We start from the raw sequence: 15,617 nt of genomic DNA on the forward strand, positions 1-15,617 counted from the left end.
CCGCGTCCGTCGCCGGCACGACGTTCTTCACGGGCACCGCGTTCTTGGCGGGCACCACCGAGCAACAACCACAGCGCCGGCAGCAGGACCACCCCCGCGAACGGGTACGCGAAGTCCTCGAGCGGGGCCAGTCCGATCTGCACGCCGGAGATGTTGTGTTCCGTGTAGGTCATGATCCCGGCGGCGATCATGAGGTTGTCGAAGATCGCGGTGAGCACCCCGAGCAGCACGAAGGACGCCACCAGGGATCCCCAGAACAGCCCCCGCGGACGCCGCACGAGCACGGCCACGAGCAGCACCACTGCCGAGATGCCCAAGAAGATGAAGTTCACGCTCCAGTACGTCACGCTCCGTGACCTCCTCGCAGTTCGGACGACGACGCCGCGGTGCCCCGTTGCTCCCGCAGCCACCGCCACAGCACGGGTGCCCCGAGCACGTAGATCATGGTCTGGTAGCACAGGAATGCCAGGAAGAAGACCTCTTCGAGGGGCAGTTCGGGGGCCACCAAGATCCCCAGGGTCAGCGAGTTCTCGCCGTGCCAGAACAGCCCGTTGACGATCCCCACAACGTCCCACGCGAGGAAGAACAGGACCCCCACGACGAGCACGAGCCACGCCCGCAGTTTGTACCCCGACCAGAAGTAGAGGTTCCACCGCCGGTCGATCAGCGCGTAGCACCCCAGGAACACGAGCAGCATGAGCAAATACATCAGGACACCCCGCTGTCCTCGCGGATGGCGTCCCACACCACCTGGGATGAGATCAAGCACATGGGCACGCCGATCCCCGGGCGCACCGAGGACCCCGCGTAGAACAGGCCCCGAATCCCGGGATCGGTCACGCCGGGGCGCAGCATCGCGGACTGGCCGAGCGTGTGACCGGGGCCCAGGAGGGAACCGCGCCACGCGTTGAACTGGGCGACGAAGTCCCCCGGCCCGTACGTGCGCCGCACCACGACCCGGGACTCGAGATCCGGGATCTTCGCCCAGCGGGCCAGTTGCGCCACGGCCGCGTCCGCGACCCGCTCGACCTGTTCCGAACCCGGTTCGTGGCGTTCCGGCGTGCTGATCCCGCCGCGACCCCACTCGGGGACGGCCGGTGCGGGCACCAGGATGAAGAGGTTCTCGTCCCCCTCGGGCGCAGTAGCGGGGTCCGTGGCCGACGTCATGGACACGTAGATCGAGGTCTCCTCCGCGAGCTCCCGCCCGGTACCGATGCGCGCGAAGTTGTCGTCCCAGTCCGCCGTGAACAGCAGGTTGTGGTGGGCCAATTGCGGCAATTTCCCCCGCACGCCCAGGCACACGAGCACCCCGGACGGCCCCGGGTCCCGGCGCTTCCACCGCGATTCCGGGGCCCGGTACCGCTCGGGCAGCAACCTGGTCTGGATGTGGTGCAGATCCGTGGCACCCACCACGAGATCGGCGGGCACGGTGGTCTCCGCACCGTCGGCCGCCGTCCGCGGCGCATTCGAGGCCGATGACGTCGCACGGTAACGTACGCCGCGCACGGAGCCGGCCGAGCGACGTCGTGAACGGGCGGCAGCCACCTGGGAACGCACGGAGCGCGGTGCCCGCTCGACGTCGATCCCCGTGACGGTCGCCCCGGTCACGATCTCGACCCCGGCCGCGCGCACCAGCTCGGCCATCGCGTCCACGAGCGCGCTGAACCCACCCACGGGGTACTGCACTCCGTCCGTGAGATCGAGGTGACTCATGAGGTGGTACATGGCCGGAGCACTCGAGGGCGAGGCGCCCAGGAACACCGCGGGGTACCCCAGGATCTGGCGTTCCCGCGGATCGGTGAACCGCTGGTCGATGTAGCCCTTCATGGACCGGGTCAGCAGTGTGCCGAGCCGCGGGAGGTTCTTGAGCACCTGCGGGGTCATGAGCTCACGGGGGTGCGCGAAATCCGTGTAGAGAAAGTACTTCTTGGCGAGCTCGTAGACTTCCGCGCCGGAGTCCAGGTACATGCGCAGCGCACGGGAGGATCCCGGGTCCAGTTGCTCGAACAGTTCCTCCGCGTGCCCGCTGACCACGTCCGTCGGTGGCTCGTCCAGGTGCTCCTCGAAGAACGTGCGGTAGCCCGGGCTCAGGGTGCGCAGGTCCAGTTCTGCTGCGGCGCTGGAGCCCATGAGCCGGAACCACCGGTCGATGACCTCCGGCATGAGGTACCAGCTGGGGCCGGTGTCGAACGAGAAGCCCTCCGCGGACCACCGCCCGGAGCGCCCACCCAGGATGTCCTGTTGTTCCAGAAGGGTCACGCGGTGCCCGTCCTGGGCGAGCAGCCCCGCCGTGGCCAGGCCCGCGAAACCACCGCCGATCACCACCGTCCGTGTCATCGTGTCACCACCGAATCCGAGAGGGAGCGCGCCGCGATCCGCAGTTTCACCGCGGTGGGCACGCTGATGCGTTGTCTGGTCAGTTCCCGCGCGGGGACGCGTTCGATCCGCCGGGACAGTTCCGCGAACAGTCCGTGCGCAATCAGGACTGCCCGGCGAGCGCGCCGGTCCAGGGCCAGGATCCCGGGCATCGCGGCGTCGAGATCCGCATTGAGGTCCGCGAGCAGCTGCGCCTTCTGGGTCTCGTCCAAGTGGGCGGGGTCCGCGCCCGGGAAATACGTGCGACCGAGCTGGTCGTGGTCCGCCCCGAGGTCACGCAGGAAATTCACCTTCTGGAAGGCCGCTCCCAGCCGACGGGCCGTGGCCCGCAGCATGTCCCGCTGCTCAGGGGTGTCCGCCCGTGTGCCGGGCATGTCCATGAACACCTCGAGGCACATGAGTCCCACGACCTCCGCGGAACCGTAGATGTACGACTCGAGCGACGCGCCGTCGTGCTCGGCCACGTCCAGGTCGGCGCGCATGGACGCGAAGAACGGTTCGGTCAGCTCCCGCCCGAAACCGTGACGGCGGGCGACGTCCGCGAAGCCGTGGATCACCAGGTCCGTGGCGAATCCCGTGGCCAGGGCCGAGTTCACAGCCGCTTCGTACCCGTCCAGGGCGGTGCGCACGCGGGCGGCTTCGAGGCCCGCGGCGCCCGCGGTGCCGTCCACGACCTCATCCGCGACGCGTACAAGCGCGTAGATCCCCGCAATGTCCCGGCGCACGGCGGGCGGCAGAGTGCGGCACGCCAGCGAGAAGGATGTGGAGTACCGGCCGATGACCGACCCGGAGGCCGCGAGGGCCGTGGCGGTATACAGGCGAAGCGACGAGAGGGGCGGCGCGTCCGAATCCGGCATGGGGGTCCTCACTACGAGTGTCTGTTCAGGACGTGGTGGCACAGCGCGACGAGCTGATCGCGCTGCGCCGCGGGCAGGGGCAGTTCGTCCAGGGTGGTCCGGGCGCGGTCCACGAGATCCGTGGCCAGTTCCACGGCCACGTCCTTGGCGCCGGAGGCCGTGAGCGCTTCCCGCGCGTGATGCACCGTGGTGCGTTCCGCCGCGAGGTCCCTGAGGACCCGGCGGACCGTGGGTACCCCCATCCCGTGGGCGGTGAGCACGGTGGCCTTGCCCGAACGTAGATCCGCGTCCACCGATTTGCCGGTCAGTCCCGGGTCACCGAACGTCCCCAGGACGTCGTCCACCACCTGGTACCCCACGCCCAGCATGGCGCCGGCCTGGGCCAGCCGCTCCGCGACGTCCGCGGGAGCACCCGCGAGCAGTGCGCCGGCCCGCAGCGGGGCCTCGAACGAATACGTGGCGGTCTTGAGCCGCTCCATGTCCAGGATGTCCTGCACCCCGGGGTGCTCGGCGCCGAAGCGATGCAGGGACAACAGCACGTCATCCAGCTCCCCGGCCGCGGAGGCGGTCACGGCGTCGAACACCACGTCCGCCACGGCGCGACACCGCGCGAGGTCCGATGCGCACGTGGTCGCGAGCCGCAGTGCCCCCGCCAACAACAGGTCCCCCGCGAGGATCGCCGCCGAGGCCCCCGCGTGTTCCGCTTCGTGCTCGGGTGCGCCGGCGCGGGCCGCGTCACGGCGGAACAGCTCTCCCACCGTGGGCATGCCCCGGCGCAGCCAGTCGCGGTCCACCACGTCGTCGTGGACCAGTAGGGCCGCGTGCAGCATCTCGAACGACGCCGCCAGGCGCACGCACTCGGGGTCCGGCGCCTCTGTCTTTCGGTCGCCCGCCGTGTGGTTCCCGTCTCCGGCCGCGTCGCGCACACCCGGCGTCTCCGCGGCATCCCCGGCGTCCGGCGCGACGAGCGGGTCAGGCGCGCTCGATTCATCCCCCGCGCCCCCGGCGAAGGAGGACCACGCGATCCACGTCAGTCGCGGCCGGATGAGCTTGCCGCCCACCATGTGCTCGCGCACCCGCTCCCACAGCACCCCGAAACCCGGGCTGGTGGGAACTCGATTCGCGGGGGCCGCGAAGAACGCGTCCAGCTCTTCCCCCACGGCGGTGCGGAAACGGCGCCAGGCGGCGTCGTCAGCGGGGGCGACACTCGGGGAGGCCCCAGGATCGGTAACGGACGGGATCCCGGGAGCCGCTCGGTGGGATTCACGGGACCGGGCGGTGCGTACGCGTTCGGTCATGACCCACCCGCCCCGGGATCGTCCTGGGACGCCTGGTCCGCGCGCCCGCGCAAGTCTTCCAAGTACTCCTCCAGACGGGACTCGGTACCTCTCAGGAACCGGAGGACGGCCTCACGCCCGGGCTCGTCCAGGGCGTCGAGCTCGTCCTCGACCATCCCGATTACCGGCACGACGTGCTCCCGGGTCCGCTCCCTGGACGAGGTCACCGCGCGCACAGTCATCCGGCGTCGATCCCCCTCCACGGGCTCCCGGACCACGTGACCCGCGCGCACCAGTCGGTCCACCACCGCGGTCGCGGAGGCCGTCGTGATGTGCAGCGCGTGAGCCAGTTCCGTGGGCCCCATGGAATGGACTATGAGCATGGCCATGGCCGCGTAATCGGTTCCCTTGAGCCCCAAGATGCGGCGGATCTCGTACGCGATCTCCGCGTTGAGCACGACCACCCGGCGCAGCGCACGCGACTGCGGGCTCACCGGCCCGTACCACGTTGCACTGCTCTCCATCGCGTTCCTCGCGTTGTGGGTAACTAGACAATCTAGTAAACATCATGCTGCACGTGCGGGGGACGTGTCCACCCATGTCACGCGGGTGGAAAACGTTGTCCGCACCTGCCTTGTCGCGGTCATCGGCCGAGAACGCCCTGTCCTCAGCGGGTGATGGACGCGCCCCGTAGTGTCACATCAGACTGCGCAGGGCCCGCAGGACCGCCCCGCCGTAACCACCGTCGAACCTGATCGCATGCACCAGCAGCGGCGGCAACTGGTACCACGGCACCCGGTCGTGCCAGCCGTCCGCGAGGGGGTAGACGTCGTCGTACGCCGCGAAGCATTCCCGCCCAAAACCGCCGAAGAGCTGCATCATGGCCAGGTCGTACTCGCGGTGTCCGTAGAACGAGGACGGATCGATGAGCCAGTTCGTCCCGTTGCGATCGACCACGCGGTTGCCTGCCCACAGGTCACCGTGCAGCAGGCTCGGGGGCTCGGGAGGGCCCGCGAGTTCGTCCGCTCGCGGCGCCACGCGCGCCAGCAGGTCCGACGCCGCGGGGTCCAGGTGTCCCGCGTCGATCGCCGCGCGCAGTAACGGCTCGATGCGGCGGTGCAACAGGAAGTCGGCCCAGTCGTCCGTGGGCGTGAGATCCACCGGGAACGAGCCGATGCGTTCCGGCAGCTCCGCCGAGAGCCACCCGACGTGCGGGGCTCGCGCGCGGTGGATGGCCGCGAGACCGGCCCCCATGCTGCGTTCCGTGGCACGGTCCTGCCGTCCGGGACCCTCGTCGATCCACTCAAGCACCAGGGCCTCATCGCCCACGTGATGCACCCTGGGCACCCGCACCTCGGCGGGGGCGACGGCGCGCAGCGCCTCGAGTCCCGCCGCCTCCAACGCCAACACGCCCGCCGGGGCACCCGGCATGGTCTTGGCGAACAGGGGCCCGTCCGGGGTCTCGAGCCAGTAGGCGTGGGCGGTGTCCCCGCCGCTCAGGGGACGGGCATCGCTCACACGCAGGTCCGCGACGATCTCACCGGGAAGCTCATCGATGGTGGCCATGCGTCTTGTCTACACCATGCCGCACTGCGCACCACCCCGGACGACTCAGTGGCCACAGTGGAACGCGTGGTGGACGGGGACACCCTGGACGCCACGATCGCGGGGAAGTCCACGCGGGTGCGGCTGCTGAACATCAATACCCCGGAGGTCGCGCGGGACGGTCAGCCCGGCGAGTGCCTCGCGGACGAGGCCACGGCCAAGCTTGAGGACCTCCTGCCCAAGGGAACCACGATCCACCTGGACTACGACGTGGAACGCACGGACCGCTACGGCCGCACCCTCGCACGAGTGACCCGCGACGACGACGGGTTGAACGCCAACCAGGCACTCGTCAAGGCGGGCCTGGCAACGCCCATGACCGTGGGCGCCAACAGCACGTACCGGCGAGAGATGGACAGCGCGTACAACGTGGCCCAGGCCATGCAGGTCGGTTTCTTCGACCCGAAGCAGGACTGCGCGCCGCCGGGGGAATCCGCATCCCCCGGCACCACAACTTCGAGCACCGCGAGCCCGAGCGCGACGCCGAGTCCCACCCCGTCCTCCACACCCACTCCCACGCCGACGCTCGAGGCGCCTCCCGCGGTCGTGGAGGACGAGGTCGCCGTGGGCGATCCGGCACCCCAGCCCAATCCCGCTCCGCAACCAAGCTACAACTACGACCCCGCCCCCGCGCAGCCCGCGGCACCTCAGCTACCGGCCGCGCCCCGGGTACCTGCTGCCCCGCAGCTGCCGGCGGCACCCCACGTGCCCCCGGCTCCCGAGAGTGATGGCGGCTATCCCGGTTACACCGGCCCCCGGTGCTACGAACCGGGAGGCAAGGTCTGGCACCCGTGCTGAGTCGCTGATGACACGCCAAGGCGCGCTCAACCGGTCGGTTGACCGGGTGGGCGTCCCTGCTTTTCGCCGCGCTTTCGTCACGCGGGTGCACCGGCGAGCCGCCGGATGCACGGCGGCCCGAACTCAGGGTTCCTGCGTGGACGACGTCGCTCCCGGCAGGTCCCAGGGTTCGTGACGACCGGGGTTGGCGGTCGCGCTGCGCAAGGGGGACGGCGTCGTCGTCGGAGCGGGTGCCTGCGAGGACGCGGACCCGCCCGCGGCCGGCGCCGCGGCTATCGAGCGCGAGACCCAGTTCTCGGGTCCCAACTCGGGCATCTTCATGTCCTGCACGTCGTGGGGCAGGATGACCACGGCAGGGCCCAGGTGCCCCCGTGCGGTCCATTCCGCCCGCTTGGGAAGACGAGCGCGGCGGGAGGCCGGCGGTTCCGTCATCGTTCGTGGGCCTCGTCACGGGGCTGTGCTACGCTTACTCGTAACAAAGGATCATGAGTCCCGGTGCGAAGCTCTGGCTAGCCGGGCGGCAACCCTCCAGCTGTAGTGGGGTGCCCCAGATGAGGATCCGGCCGCCGCGCAACCGCGTGGTCGGCAAGTACGGCGCTCGGAGCTCGTCCTCCGGCGTCCTAAGGCCGGAGGATTTTTTATATGCCCGCACCCCTCGCAGCGTCAGAACCCGCGCCCGTGACTGGCCCGCCCACGGGGACGTCCTGGCTGGTCCGGCGCCCGCGCCGCTCCACGCTCGTCTCGTTCGAAGTGTTCCCGCCGCGGCCCACCGCGGACCCGGACACTGTGTGGCGCAACATCGACGCCATGGCCCAGGCCGGGCCGGATTTCTTCTCCGTCACCCACGGTCACGCCGGCCATCACGGCGTCTCCCGCGAGGCGCTGCGCCACCTGCGCCGCACGACCAAGACCCCGGTCATGGCGCACTTCACGTGCGGTGGCACGGACCGCGCGGGTCTCGAGCGCGCCGTGGACCAGTTGCTGGACGACGGCGTTCGCGACCTCCTCGCGCTGCGCGGCGACCCGCCCCTGGGTACCGGGGAATGGCGGACCCCCGCGGGTGGCCTGGGCCGGGCCTCCCAACTGGTGGAGCTGATCCGGGACGTCGAACGACGTCGCTTCGGCACCGGGTTCCGCCCGGGTCAGCGACCGCTGTCCGTGTCGGTGGCGTGCTACCCGTCCCCCGCGCGTGGCCGCGACTTCGAGGCGGATCTCGCGTCCCTGTGGGACAAGCAGGAGGCCGGTGCGGACTACGCGATCACGCAGGTGCTCTACGAACCCGAGGACTACGCCACGTTCCTGGAACGCGCGCGCTCGGAGGGCATCCACATCCCCGTGGTCGCCGGGCTCATGCCGCTGAGCAACCCGCAACGGTTGCAGCGCATGACCGAGATCACCGGGGTCCGGGTCCCGGAACGCCTCACCCGGTTCCTGCGCGCCGACACTCCTGAGGAACTGCGCCACCGAGGGGTCGCGGCCACCCTGTCCCTGATCGACGACCTCATGGATCTGGGCTGCGCCGGTTTCCACCTGTACACGTTCAACCGCCCCGAGGCGGCGCTGACCATCCTGGAGCACCTGCGGGTCCGGGATGCCGCACGCGAATACCGAGGCCGCAGCCCCGCGGCCTGACCGCCGCACCAGCCCCGACCGACCCGTGAACCGATCGTGTTGGCTTCGACCGCCACATCCGGGCAGGCCGAAAATCGTTCGTAGCGGCACCACCCACGCTGACGTTCCCCTTACCCCGCCGCGCCGGAGCACACCCGTTGCCGCGGCTCATCACACCCCCTAACCGCCATACCCCACACCAGCTCCGAGGAGTTCCCATGAGCACCCAGCCCGTCCCGTTCCCCGCCGCCACGATCCTGGGCTACCCCCGCATCGGCCCCGACCGCGAGCTCAAGCGCGCACTCGAGTCCTATTGGAAGGACCCGCAACAGCACCCCGCCACCACCGTGCTGGACACCCTCGCCCGGTTGCGTGAGCGCACCGCCACGCGATTGTCCGAACTCGGCCTCACCGCGGATCACGCTGTGCCGTCCGAGGGGTTCGCGGTGGACCACGTCCTGGACACGTCCCTGGCGCTGGGCGCGGTTCCCGCGCGGTTCATCGCGGACGGCTACGAGCCCGCCGCCCCGGACACGCCCCGCGGGATCGAGCTGATCACGGCGTTGTCCCGCGGCACCGATCGGTTGGAGCCGCTCGAGATGACCAAGTGGTTCGACACCAACTACCACTACTACGTACCCGAGATCGGCCCGGACACCTCGTTGCGTGCGAACCCCGAGAGCCTCGTGTCCCGCTACCGGACCACCCTCGGGACCACCGGGATCACCACCCGCCCGGTCCTCGTGGGTCCCGTGAGCCTGCTCTTGCTCTCACGCCCCGAGACCACCGATGCCGTCGCGAGTCACCCTCTGCAGCGCCTCGACGACGTCGTGGCCGAATACGCCGCGATCCTGCAAGCCCTGGCCGAGGCCGGCGTCGAATGGGTGCAACTCGACGAGCCGGCCCTCGCCGCGGACGGGTGGAGCGTGGAACGCACCGAACTCGTGGCCGCCCTCGAGAGCGCCTACACCCAACTCTCGAACGAGCAACAGCGCCCCGCGATCCTCGTGACCGTGGGCTACGGCGATGCCGGCGAGGACGCCCAGCTCGCCCTGGCCCACACGAACGTCGACGCCCTGGCCATCGACCTCGACCGCGGGGACGTCCCCGGCAAGGAGGCACTCGAGGCATGGGGCGAACGCCCCGTCGTGGGCGGCGTCGTGGGCGGACGCACCGTGTGGCGCACCGACCTCGCGCGCGCCGTCGAGACCCTGGACCGGCTGCGCGCCGCGGCCCGCGGGCCGGTGGCCGTGGGCACCGCGACGCCGCTGCTGCACGTCCCGCACGACGTCGCCCGCGAGACCGCGCTGGATCCGGACGTCACCAGCTGGGTCGCGTTCGCTGACCAGAAGGTGACCGAGGTGGTCGGGCTCGCGCGCGGCGTCGAGCACGGCTGGGATGCCATCCGGGACACCCTGGACGAGGACGCCACGATCCGCGCGGCCCGCGCCGAGCACCCGGCAACTCACAAGGCCGAGATCCGCGAGCGCACCGCCGCGGTGCAGGACGCGGACCGCCAGCGCGCGGACGCCGAACAGCGCCGCGCTGCCCAGCGCGAACGTCTGCGCTTGCCCGTGCTGCCCACCACGACCATCGGATCCTTCCCGCAGACGCCGCAGATCCGCAAGACCCGGGCGGACCACCGCGCGGGGCGGATCACGGAGGCCGAGTACACGGACGCGATCCGCGCGGAGATCGCCCACACGGTGCGCGTCCAGGAGGAACTGGGGCTCGACGTCCTGGTGCACGGCGAACCCGAGCGCAACGACATGGTGCAGTACTTCGCGGAGGGCCTGGACGGTTTCGTGACCACGCAGCACGGCTGGGTGCAGTCCTATGGATCGCGCTGCACGCGCCCGTCGATCCTGTTCGGGGACGTCTCGCGCCCCGCGCCGATCACGGTGGACTGGACCTCGTACGCGGCGTCCCTGACCGAGCGCCCCGTCAAGGGCATGTTGACCGGGCCGGTCACGATCCTCGCGTGGTCCTTCGTGCGCGACGACGCTCCGGCCGCCGAGGTCGCCGACCAGATCGCACTCGCCCTGCGGGACGAGATCGCGGATCTCGAGCGCGCGGGAACGCCCGTGATCCAGGTGGACGAGCCCGCGCTGCGCGAGCTGCTGCCGCTGCGGGCGGCCGAGCGCCCGGCGTACCTCGAGTGGTCCGTGGGGGCGTTCCGCCTGGCCACGGGCGGGGCGGCCACGGACACCCAGATCCACACCCACCTGTGCTATTCGGAGTTCGAGACCGTCCTGGACGCGATCGACGCCCTGGACGCGGACGTCACCACGCTCGAGGCGTCCCGCTCCGGTTCGGGCATCGTGACCGGGCTCGCGGCATCCGACTTCCCTCGGGACGTGGGTCCCGGCGTGTGGGACATCCACTCGCCCCGGGTCCCCACGTTCGAGGAGCTCGCGGGGCGCATCCGCCACGCGGCGCACGAGATCGGCGCCGAGCGCGTGTGGGTTAACCCCGACTGCGGGTTGAAGACCCGCGGCTGGCCCGAGACCGAGGCCGCACTGGACCGGCTGGTCGCCGCGACGGTCACCGTGCGCGCGGAACTCTCCGCCGACGACGCCGCTCGGACGGCCGGCGCGCCCGCAGGTGCACCGGCGAACGTGGACCCGAACGACGCGACGACCGTGTCCGGGAGCGTCACTGTCGCCGCGTCGTCGACCCCTGCCGCGGATACTCCGGCGCAGCGCTGATTCACCCGTAGGGAAGGTCCGCCCGGTGGCCGCCGCCGCGCGGCCACCGGGTGCACCGAGGAAGGAAGAAGACCATGACCGCAGCCACCCCCGCACCGCTGGGCACACCCATCGTCCGGCCCATCCACCACAGTGCCGCGTACGCGTTCGAGACCCTGGCCGACGCCCGTGAGGTCTTCGCCCAGCGCGCGAGCGGTTTCACGTACGCCCGCACGGGTAATCCGAACGTCGCGGCGCTCGAGGCCGAGGTCGCGCGGCTGGAGGGAGGGGAATGCGCGGTCGCGACGTCCTCGGGACAAGCCGCGGTGAGCCTCGCTTTGCTCACGCTGACCGGGCCCGCGAAGGACGCGCACGTCGTCGTCTCCTCGCGGATCTACGGCGGGACGGTGGACCTGCTTACGGACACCCTCGCGGACACGGGCCTGGAGGTCACGTTCGCGGATCCCCGCGAACCGCAGCAGTGGGAGGATGCCCTGCGCCCCGGCACGCGCGTGTTCTTCCTCGAATCCGTGGCCAATCCGCTCACGGAACTGCCCGAACTCGAGGCGATCGCGGAGATCGCGCACCGCAACGGTGTGGTCGTGATCGTGGACAACACCGTGGCCACGCCGCACCTCTACACTCCCGGGCGCCACGGTGCGGACCTCGTGGTGCACTCGGCCACCAAGTACCTCTCGGGACACGGCGGGCCCCTGGGCGGTGTGCTCGTGGACACCGGGTCCTTCGACCCCACCGAGGACCCCGAACGGTGGCCGTGGTTGACCCGCAAGCACCACCGCTGGGGGGACCGTTCCCCCGTGGAGGTCTTCGGTGCCCGGCGAGCGCTGCTGGGTGTGGCCCGGTGCAAGTACCTCAACGACCTGGGCCCGTGCATGGGCGCGACCACGGCCCACGAGATCCTGCAGGGCATCACGACCCTGGGTGTGCGCGTGGAACGCCAGTCCGCCACGGCGGAGCGACTCGCCCTCACCCTGGCCGAGCATCCCGCGGTGGAGCGTGTCCACCACCCCCGCTTCGGGGATCCGCGACAGCAACAGCTGCGGGAGACCGGAGGCTACCGCGGGGTGGGCGGCGTGTTCTCGATCGACCTCAAGGGAACCCCGGAACAGGTCGAGCATGCCGTGAACTCGCTGCGTCTGATCAAACTCGCGGCCAACATCGGTGACGTCCGTACCCTCGTGGCGCACCCCGCGAGCATGACCCACTGCCGCCTCACGCCCGAGCAGTTCCGCGCGAGCGGGATCACCGAGCGGACCCTGCGCGTGAGCGTGGGGCTCGAGGACGAAGCCGATCTCACGGCCGATCTCTTCCAAGCCCTGTCGGTCATCGCCCCGGCGCACGCACCGCAGCCCCGCTCGGCGTCGACCACCGCGGCCCACTGAGCTGCCCGCACCCCCCGAAGGAGACCACCCCATGATCCGCACCGACACCCGCCTGCCCGGACTCGCCACGCGCGCCATCCACGACGGCCAACAGCCCGACCCGACCACCGGCGCCGTGGTCCCGCCCATTTACCAGACCTCCACGTTCGTCCAGGACGGCGTGAACCAGTTCCGCACCGGGGGCCACGAATACAGCCGCGGTTCCAATCCCACACGCAACGGTTTCGAGGAACAGCTCGCCTCCCTCGAGCAGGGCACCCGGGCCTTCGCGTTCGCCTCCGGCATGGCCGCGGAGGACGCCTTGTTGCGCGCGGTCCTTGCCCCGGGGGATCACATCGTGCTCGCCTCGGACGTCTACGGCGGCACGTTCCGCCTCGTGGACCAGGTGCTGTCCAAGTGGGGTATCGAGCACGGCTTCGTGCCGTCCGCCTCCGCGTCCGACGCCGCGGAGACCGTCCTCCCCGGACGCACCAAGGTCCTGTGGCTCGAGACGCCGTCCAACCCGTTGTTGCGCGTCGCGGACATCGCCGCGTGGGCGCAGGTGGCCGACGACGCCGACGCCCTCCTCGTCGTGGACAACACCTTCGCGTCCCCCGCCCTGCAGAACCCGCTCGTGCTTGGCGCCCACGTGGTCGTGCATTCCACGACCAAGTACATCGGCGGGCACTCGGACGTGCTCGGCGGTGCCGTGGTCGTGGGTGACACCGAGTGGCGGGGTCAGCCGTTGTCCGAGCTCATCGGGTTCCAGCAGTTCGCCGGGGGCGCGGTGGCCGGCCCGTTCGACTCGTTCCTCGCGGCCCGGGGGTTGAAGACCCTCCCGCTGCGCATGGAACGGCACTGCTCGAATGCGCTGGAGGTGGCCCGCTTCCTGCGCTCACGCTCCGACGTCCTGGAGGTCAACTACCCCGGTCTCGAGGAACACCCGCAGCACGAGCTGGCTGCACAAACCCTCACCGGCGGATTCGGCGGCATCATCTCGTTCCGGCCCGCCGGGGGCATCGAGGCGGCTCACGCGTTCGTGCGCGAAACCGAGCTCTACAACCTCTCGGTGAGCCTGGGGGGTGTAGAGTCCCTCACGTGCGTGCCCCACAGCATGACCCACGGTTCCCGGGTGGGCACCCCGTACGAGGTTCCCGAGGATCTGGTGCGCCTGTCCGTGGGGATCGAGGACATCGAGGATCACCTGGCGGACCTGGACCGGGCGCTCGGCGCAGCCAGGTGAACCGGTCCTGACCCGGAAGAGGGACGCGTCGACCCGGACCCGGGACAGGTGCCCGTCGATCTTGGCCCGGGACAGGTGCCCGTCGATCTTGGCCCGGGCAGGTGGCCCCCGAGAATGCAGCCGTCGGCCACCTGCCCGGTGCAACTGACCGAAACGACCTGCGCGGGCCGCCCCAGAGGCAGACGCGCGGGATCCTCGGAGTCAGTCCCCGCGCAGCCCCACGATACTCAGCTTTTTCATCTCCAGCATGCGTTACCCGCGTTGATGAGGACCACGTGGTAGTCCCCGATCCGCAGATCCGCGGTGAGCAGTTCGCCGGCGAACGTCTGCTGGAAATCGGGCACCCCCTCCGACGGATACCGGGACGAACCGGCGAGCATGCAGTCCGGCAGGGCGTTCCGGTAGAACGCGACTGCTTCCTCCGCGGTGCCCTGGCACCACACGTGCGGGATGATCTTTTCTGCATGGGATCCCACCTCGGGATCGGTGATCGGTGCGGTGTCGCTCTGGGCGGGGGAGCGCGAAGCGTCACTTACCCCGCAGGATGCGGTGCCAGTAGATCCAAGGAAGGCCCCAGCGGTCGAAGAGGAACGTGGACCTGCGTTCCTTCCGCGGGTCGAACACCTTGCTGCTGGGCTTGGGGGTGCCGTCCGCGGTGAACTCCGCCAGCACCAGCGTGCGGCGGGAGACGGTGAACGGACTCACGGTGTACCCGGAGTACCGGGCAGTGGCGGGCTGCCCGCGCAGCGCGGACAGGATGTTCTGCGCGACGACCGGTGTCTGCTTCCGCAGCGCACCACCGGAACTGGAGCCCGGGGTGGCCGCGATGTCCCCGAGTGCCCAGACGTTCTCGTACTGGCGATGACGCAGCGTCCCGGGATCCACGTCCACGAACCCGCGCGCTCCCTCGGCGGAGAGGCCGCAGTCCACCACCCAGTCCGGGGCGATGTGCGGTGGCGTGAGGTGCAGGAAGTCGTACGAGATCTCCTCCGTGGCACCGTCGGATTCGATCGTGATCGCGGTCGTCCCCGAGTCCACCGACCGGACACGGGTACGCGTGCGTAGCTCGATCCCGTAATCGTCGACCGCCCGTTGTAGTTCATCGTCCACGACGGGGACGCCGAAGATCGTGTCTTCCGGGACGGTGAGGACCACCCGCATGTCGTCCAGGAAACCGCGGCTGCGCCACAGATCGCACGCCATGTAGAGAATCTTCTGGGCGGCCCCCGCACACGGGCACGTGGTGTCGGGCATCGTGAACACAGCGGTCCCCGAGGTGGCGCCGTCCACGAGTCGCCACGTCTTCGGGGCGAGATCGAACAGATAGTTAGTGGACGCGTTCTCGGACAGGACGGCCTCAGCCGATCCCGGGATGAAGTCCCAGTCGGGACGCGAGCCGGCGGCGAGCACGAGCTGGTCGTAGCCGATCGTCGCGCCGCTGCCCAGGGTCACCGTGGAGAGTTCGGGATGGACCCGTGTCACGACGTCGCGCACCCAGGTGGATCCCTCCGGCATGACTTTGCTTTGCTCCCGCCGTGCATCGCCCAGGGTCGCCAGGCCGGCTCCCACGTAGGACAAGAGCGGGCGGTAGAAATGCTCCGAGCGGGGCTCAACGATCACGACGTCGCTCTCGCCCTTGCGATTCAGGCGCGAGGCCAGGGCGATCCCGCCATTGCCACCGCCCACCACGACGACGCGCGCTCGGTTCGGAGGCTTCACAGCTGCTTCAACGACCATAGCCCCAGACACTACAGCGTTCCGGCGTGTTAAATGGTGGGAGG

General features: G+C 70.3%; 15 protein-coding genes and 1 riboswitch. Of the genes, 5 read left to right on the forward strand and 10 right to left on the reverse strand.

The features are described from left to right. From B3I25_RS01590 to B3I25_RS01620, 7 genes are all read right to left on the reverse strand, one after another. Positions 1-347 (reverse strand): lycopene cyclase domain-containing protein (locus tag B3I25_RS01590; RefSeq protein WP_286737606.1); only part of this gene is annotated, 347 nt, incomplete at its 3' end. Next, positions 344-709: a lycopene cyclase domain-containing protein gene (locus tag B3I25_RS01595; protein ID WP_286737607.1), complete on the reverse strand. Its 366-nt coding sequence runs from the start codon at positions 707-709 to the stop codon at positions 344-346. The genes B3I25_RS01590 and B3I25_RS01595, both read right to left, overlap by 4 nt. Continuing rightward, on the reverse strand, positions 709-2,337 hold the full coding sequence (gene crtI / locus B3I25_RS01600; protein WP_035964988.1) for a phytoene desaturase family protein: 1,629 nt from the start codon (positions 2,335-2,337) through the stop codon (positions 709-711). Before crtI ends, B3I25_RS01595 begins: the two co-directional genes overlap by 1 nt. Then, the gene (locus B3I25_RS01605) at positions 2,334-3,233 is read right to left on the reverse strand and encodes a phytoene/squalene synthase family protein (protein WP_098053666.1); all 900 of its coding nucleotides are present in this window, start codon (positions 3,231-3,233) and stop codon (positions 2,334-2,336) included. The genes crtI and B3I25_RS01605 overlap by 4 nt, the downstream gene beginning before the upstream one ends. 11 nt (positions 3,234-3,244) lie before the next feature. After that, complete coding sequence (locus B3I25_RS01610) at positions 3,245-4,531, reverse strand: polyprenyl synthetase family protein (RefSeq protein WP_286737609.1); 1,287 nt, start codon at positions 4,529-4,531, stop codon at positions 3,245-3,247. Then, positions 4,528-5,034, reverse strand: a complete 507-nt coding sequence (locus tag B3I25_RS01615) for a MarR family winged helix-turn-helix transcriptional regulator (protein ID WP_085106588.1) — start codon at positions 5,032-5,034, stop codon at positions 4,528-4,530. The genes B3I25_RS01610 and B3I25_RS01615 overlap by 4 nt, the downstream gene beginning before the upstream one ends. A 172-nt stretch (positions 5,035-5,206) precedes the next feature. Beyond that, on the reverse strand, positions 5,207-6,076 hold the full coding sequence (locus B3I25_RS01620) for a fructosamine kinase family protein (RefSeq protein WP_064845649.1): 870 nt from the start codon (positions 6,074-6,076) through the stop codon (positions 5,207-5,209). A 48-nt stretch (positions 6,077-6,124) separates the two neighbouring features. Here B3I25_RS01620 and B3I25_RS01625 point away from each other — a divergent pair, with 48 nt between their 5' ends. After that, complete coding sequence (locus tag B3I25_RS01625) at positions 6,125-6,913, forward strand: thermonuclease family protein (RefSeq protein ID WP_286737610.1); 789 nt, start codon at positions 6,125-6,127, stop codon at positions 6,911-6,913. Between the two features lie 123 nt (positions 6,914-7,036). Here the strand turns inward: B3I25_RS01625 and B3I25_RS01630 are convergent, their stop codons facing one another. Continuing rightward, the gene (locus tag B3I25_RS01630) at positions 7,037-7,345 is read right to left on the reverse strand and encodes a hypothetical protein (protein ID WP_286737611.1); all 309 of its coding nucleotides are present in this window, start codon (positions 7,343-7,345) and stop codon (positions 7,037-7,039) included. A gap of 49 nt (positions 7,346-7,394) precedes the next feature. Further along, a riboswitch (SAM riboswitch) is annotated at positions 7,395-7,511 on the forward strand. A gap of 80 nt (positions 7,512-7,591) precedes the next feature. Between B3I25_RS01630 and B3I25_RS01635 the strand changes: the two genes are divergently transcribed. From B3I25_RS01635 to B3I25_RS01650, 4 genes are all read left to right on the forward strand, one after another. Continuing rightward, positions 7,592-8,545, forward strand: a complete 954-nt coding sequence (locus B3I25_RS01635; protein ID WP_239321620.1) for a methylenetetrahydrofolate reductase — start codon at positions 7,592-7,594, stop codon at positions 8,543-8,545. A 197-nt stretch (positions 8,546-8,742) separates the two neighbouring features. Further along, positions 8,743-11,232, forward strand: coding sequence for a 5-methyltetrahydropteroyltriglutamate--homocysteine S-methyltransferase (gene metE / locus B3I25_RS01640; protein WP_286737612.1), 2,490 nt, complete (start codon positions 8,743-8,745; stop codon positions 11,230-11,232). Between the two features lie 74 nt (positions 11,233-11,306). Then, on the forward strand, positions 11,307-12,614 hold the full coding sequence (locus B3I25_RS01645) for an aminotransferase class I/II-fold pyridoxal phosphate-dependent enzyme (protein ID WP_193519948.1): 1,308 nt from the start codon (positions 11,307-11,309) through the stop codon (positions 12,612-12,614). Between the two features lie 31 nt (positions 12,615-12,645). Next, positions 12,646-13,836 carry a cystathionine gamma-synthase gene (locus B3I25_RS01650; RefSeq protein ID WP_206399658.1) on the forward strand — a complete coding sequence of 397 codons (1,191 nt, stop codon included), beginning with the start codon at positions 12,646-12,648 and terminating at the stop codon, positions 13,834-13,836. A 236-nt stretch (positions 13,837-14,072) separates the two neighbouring features. Here the strand turns inward: B3I25_RS01650 and B3I25_RS01655 are convergent, their stop codons facing one another. Together B3I25_RS01655 and B3I25_RS01660 are read right to left on the reverse strand one after the other, a co-directional pair. Next, positions 14,073-14,312, reverse strand: a complete 240-nt coding sequence (locus B3I25_RS01655) for a VOC family protein (RefSeq protein ID WP_064845656.1) — start codon at positions 14,310-14,312, stop codon at positions 14,073-14,075. 52 nt (positions 14,313-14,364) lie between these two features. Beyond that, entirely contained in the window at positions 14,365-15,555 is a 1,191-nt protein-coding gene (locus B3I25_RS01660) for an NAD(P)/FAD-dependent oxidoreductase (protein ID WP_286737613.1), read from the reverse strand. Positions 15,556-15,617: the final 62 nt, after the last annotated feature.

It is taken from the genome of Kocuria sp. UBA1838, from assembly GCF_002338785.1.
GTDB classification, from domain to species: Bacteria; Actinomycetota; Actinomycetes; order Actinomycetales; family Micrococcaceae; genus Kocuria; species Kocuria marina.

Coding starts and splice junctions, on each gene's coding strand:
- B3I25_RS01595 (WP_286737607.1), bottom strand. CDS start 709: ATGTATTTGCTCATGCTGCTCGTGTTCCTGGGGTGCTACGCGCTGATC.
- crtI (WP_035964988.1), bottom strand. CDS start 2,337: ATGACACGGACGGTGGTGATCGGCGGTGGTTTCGCGGGCCTGGCCACG.
- B3I25_RS01605 (WP_098053666.1), bottom strand. CDS start 3,233: ATGCCGGATTCGGACGCGCCGCCCCTCTCGTCGCTTCGCCTGTATACC.
- B3I25_RS01610 (WP_286737609.1), bottom strand. CDS start 4,531: ATGACCGAACGCGTACGCACCGCCCGGTCCCGTGAATCCCACCGAGCG.
- B3I25_RS01615 (WP_085106588.1), bottom strand. CDS start 5,034: ATGGAGAGCAGTGCAACGTGGTACGGGCCGGTGAGCCCGCAGTCGCGT.
- B3I25_RS01620 (WP_064845649.1), bottom strand. CDS start 6,076: ATGGCCACCATCGATGAGCTTCCCGGTGAGATCGTCGCGGACCTGCGT.
- B3I25_RS01630 (WP_286737611.1), bottom strand. CDS start 7,345: ATGACGGAACCGCCGGCCTCCCGCCGCGCTCGTCTTCCCAAGCGGGCG.
- metE (WP_286737612.1), top strand. CDS start 8,743: ATGAGCACCCAGCCCGTCCCGTTCCCCGCCGCCACGATCCTGGGCTAC.
- B3I25_RS01645 (WP_193519948.1), top strand. CDS start 11,307: ATGACCGCAGCCACCCCCGCACCGCTGGGCACACCCATCGTCCGGCCC.
- B3I25_RS01650 (WP_206399658.1), top strand. CDS start 12,646: ATGATCCGCACCGACACCCGCCTGCCCGGACTCGCCACGCGCGCCATC.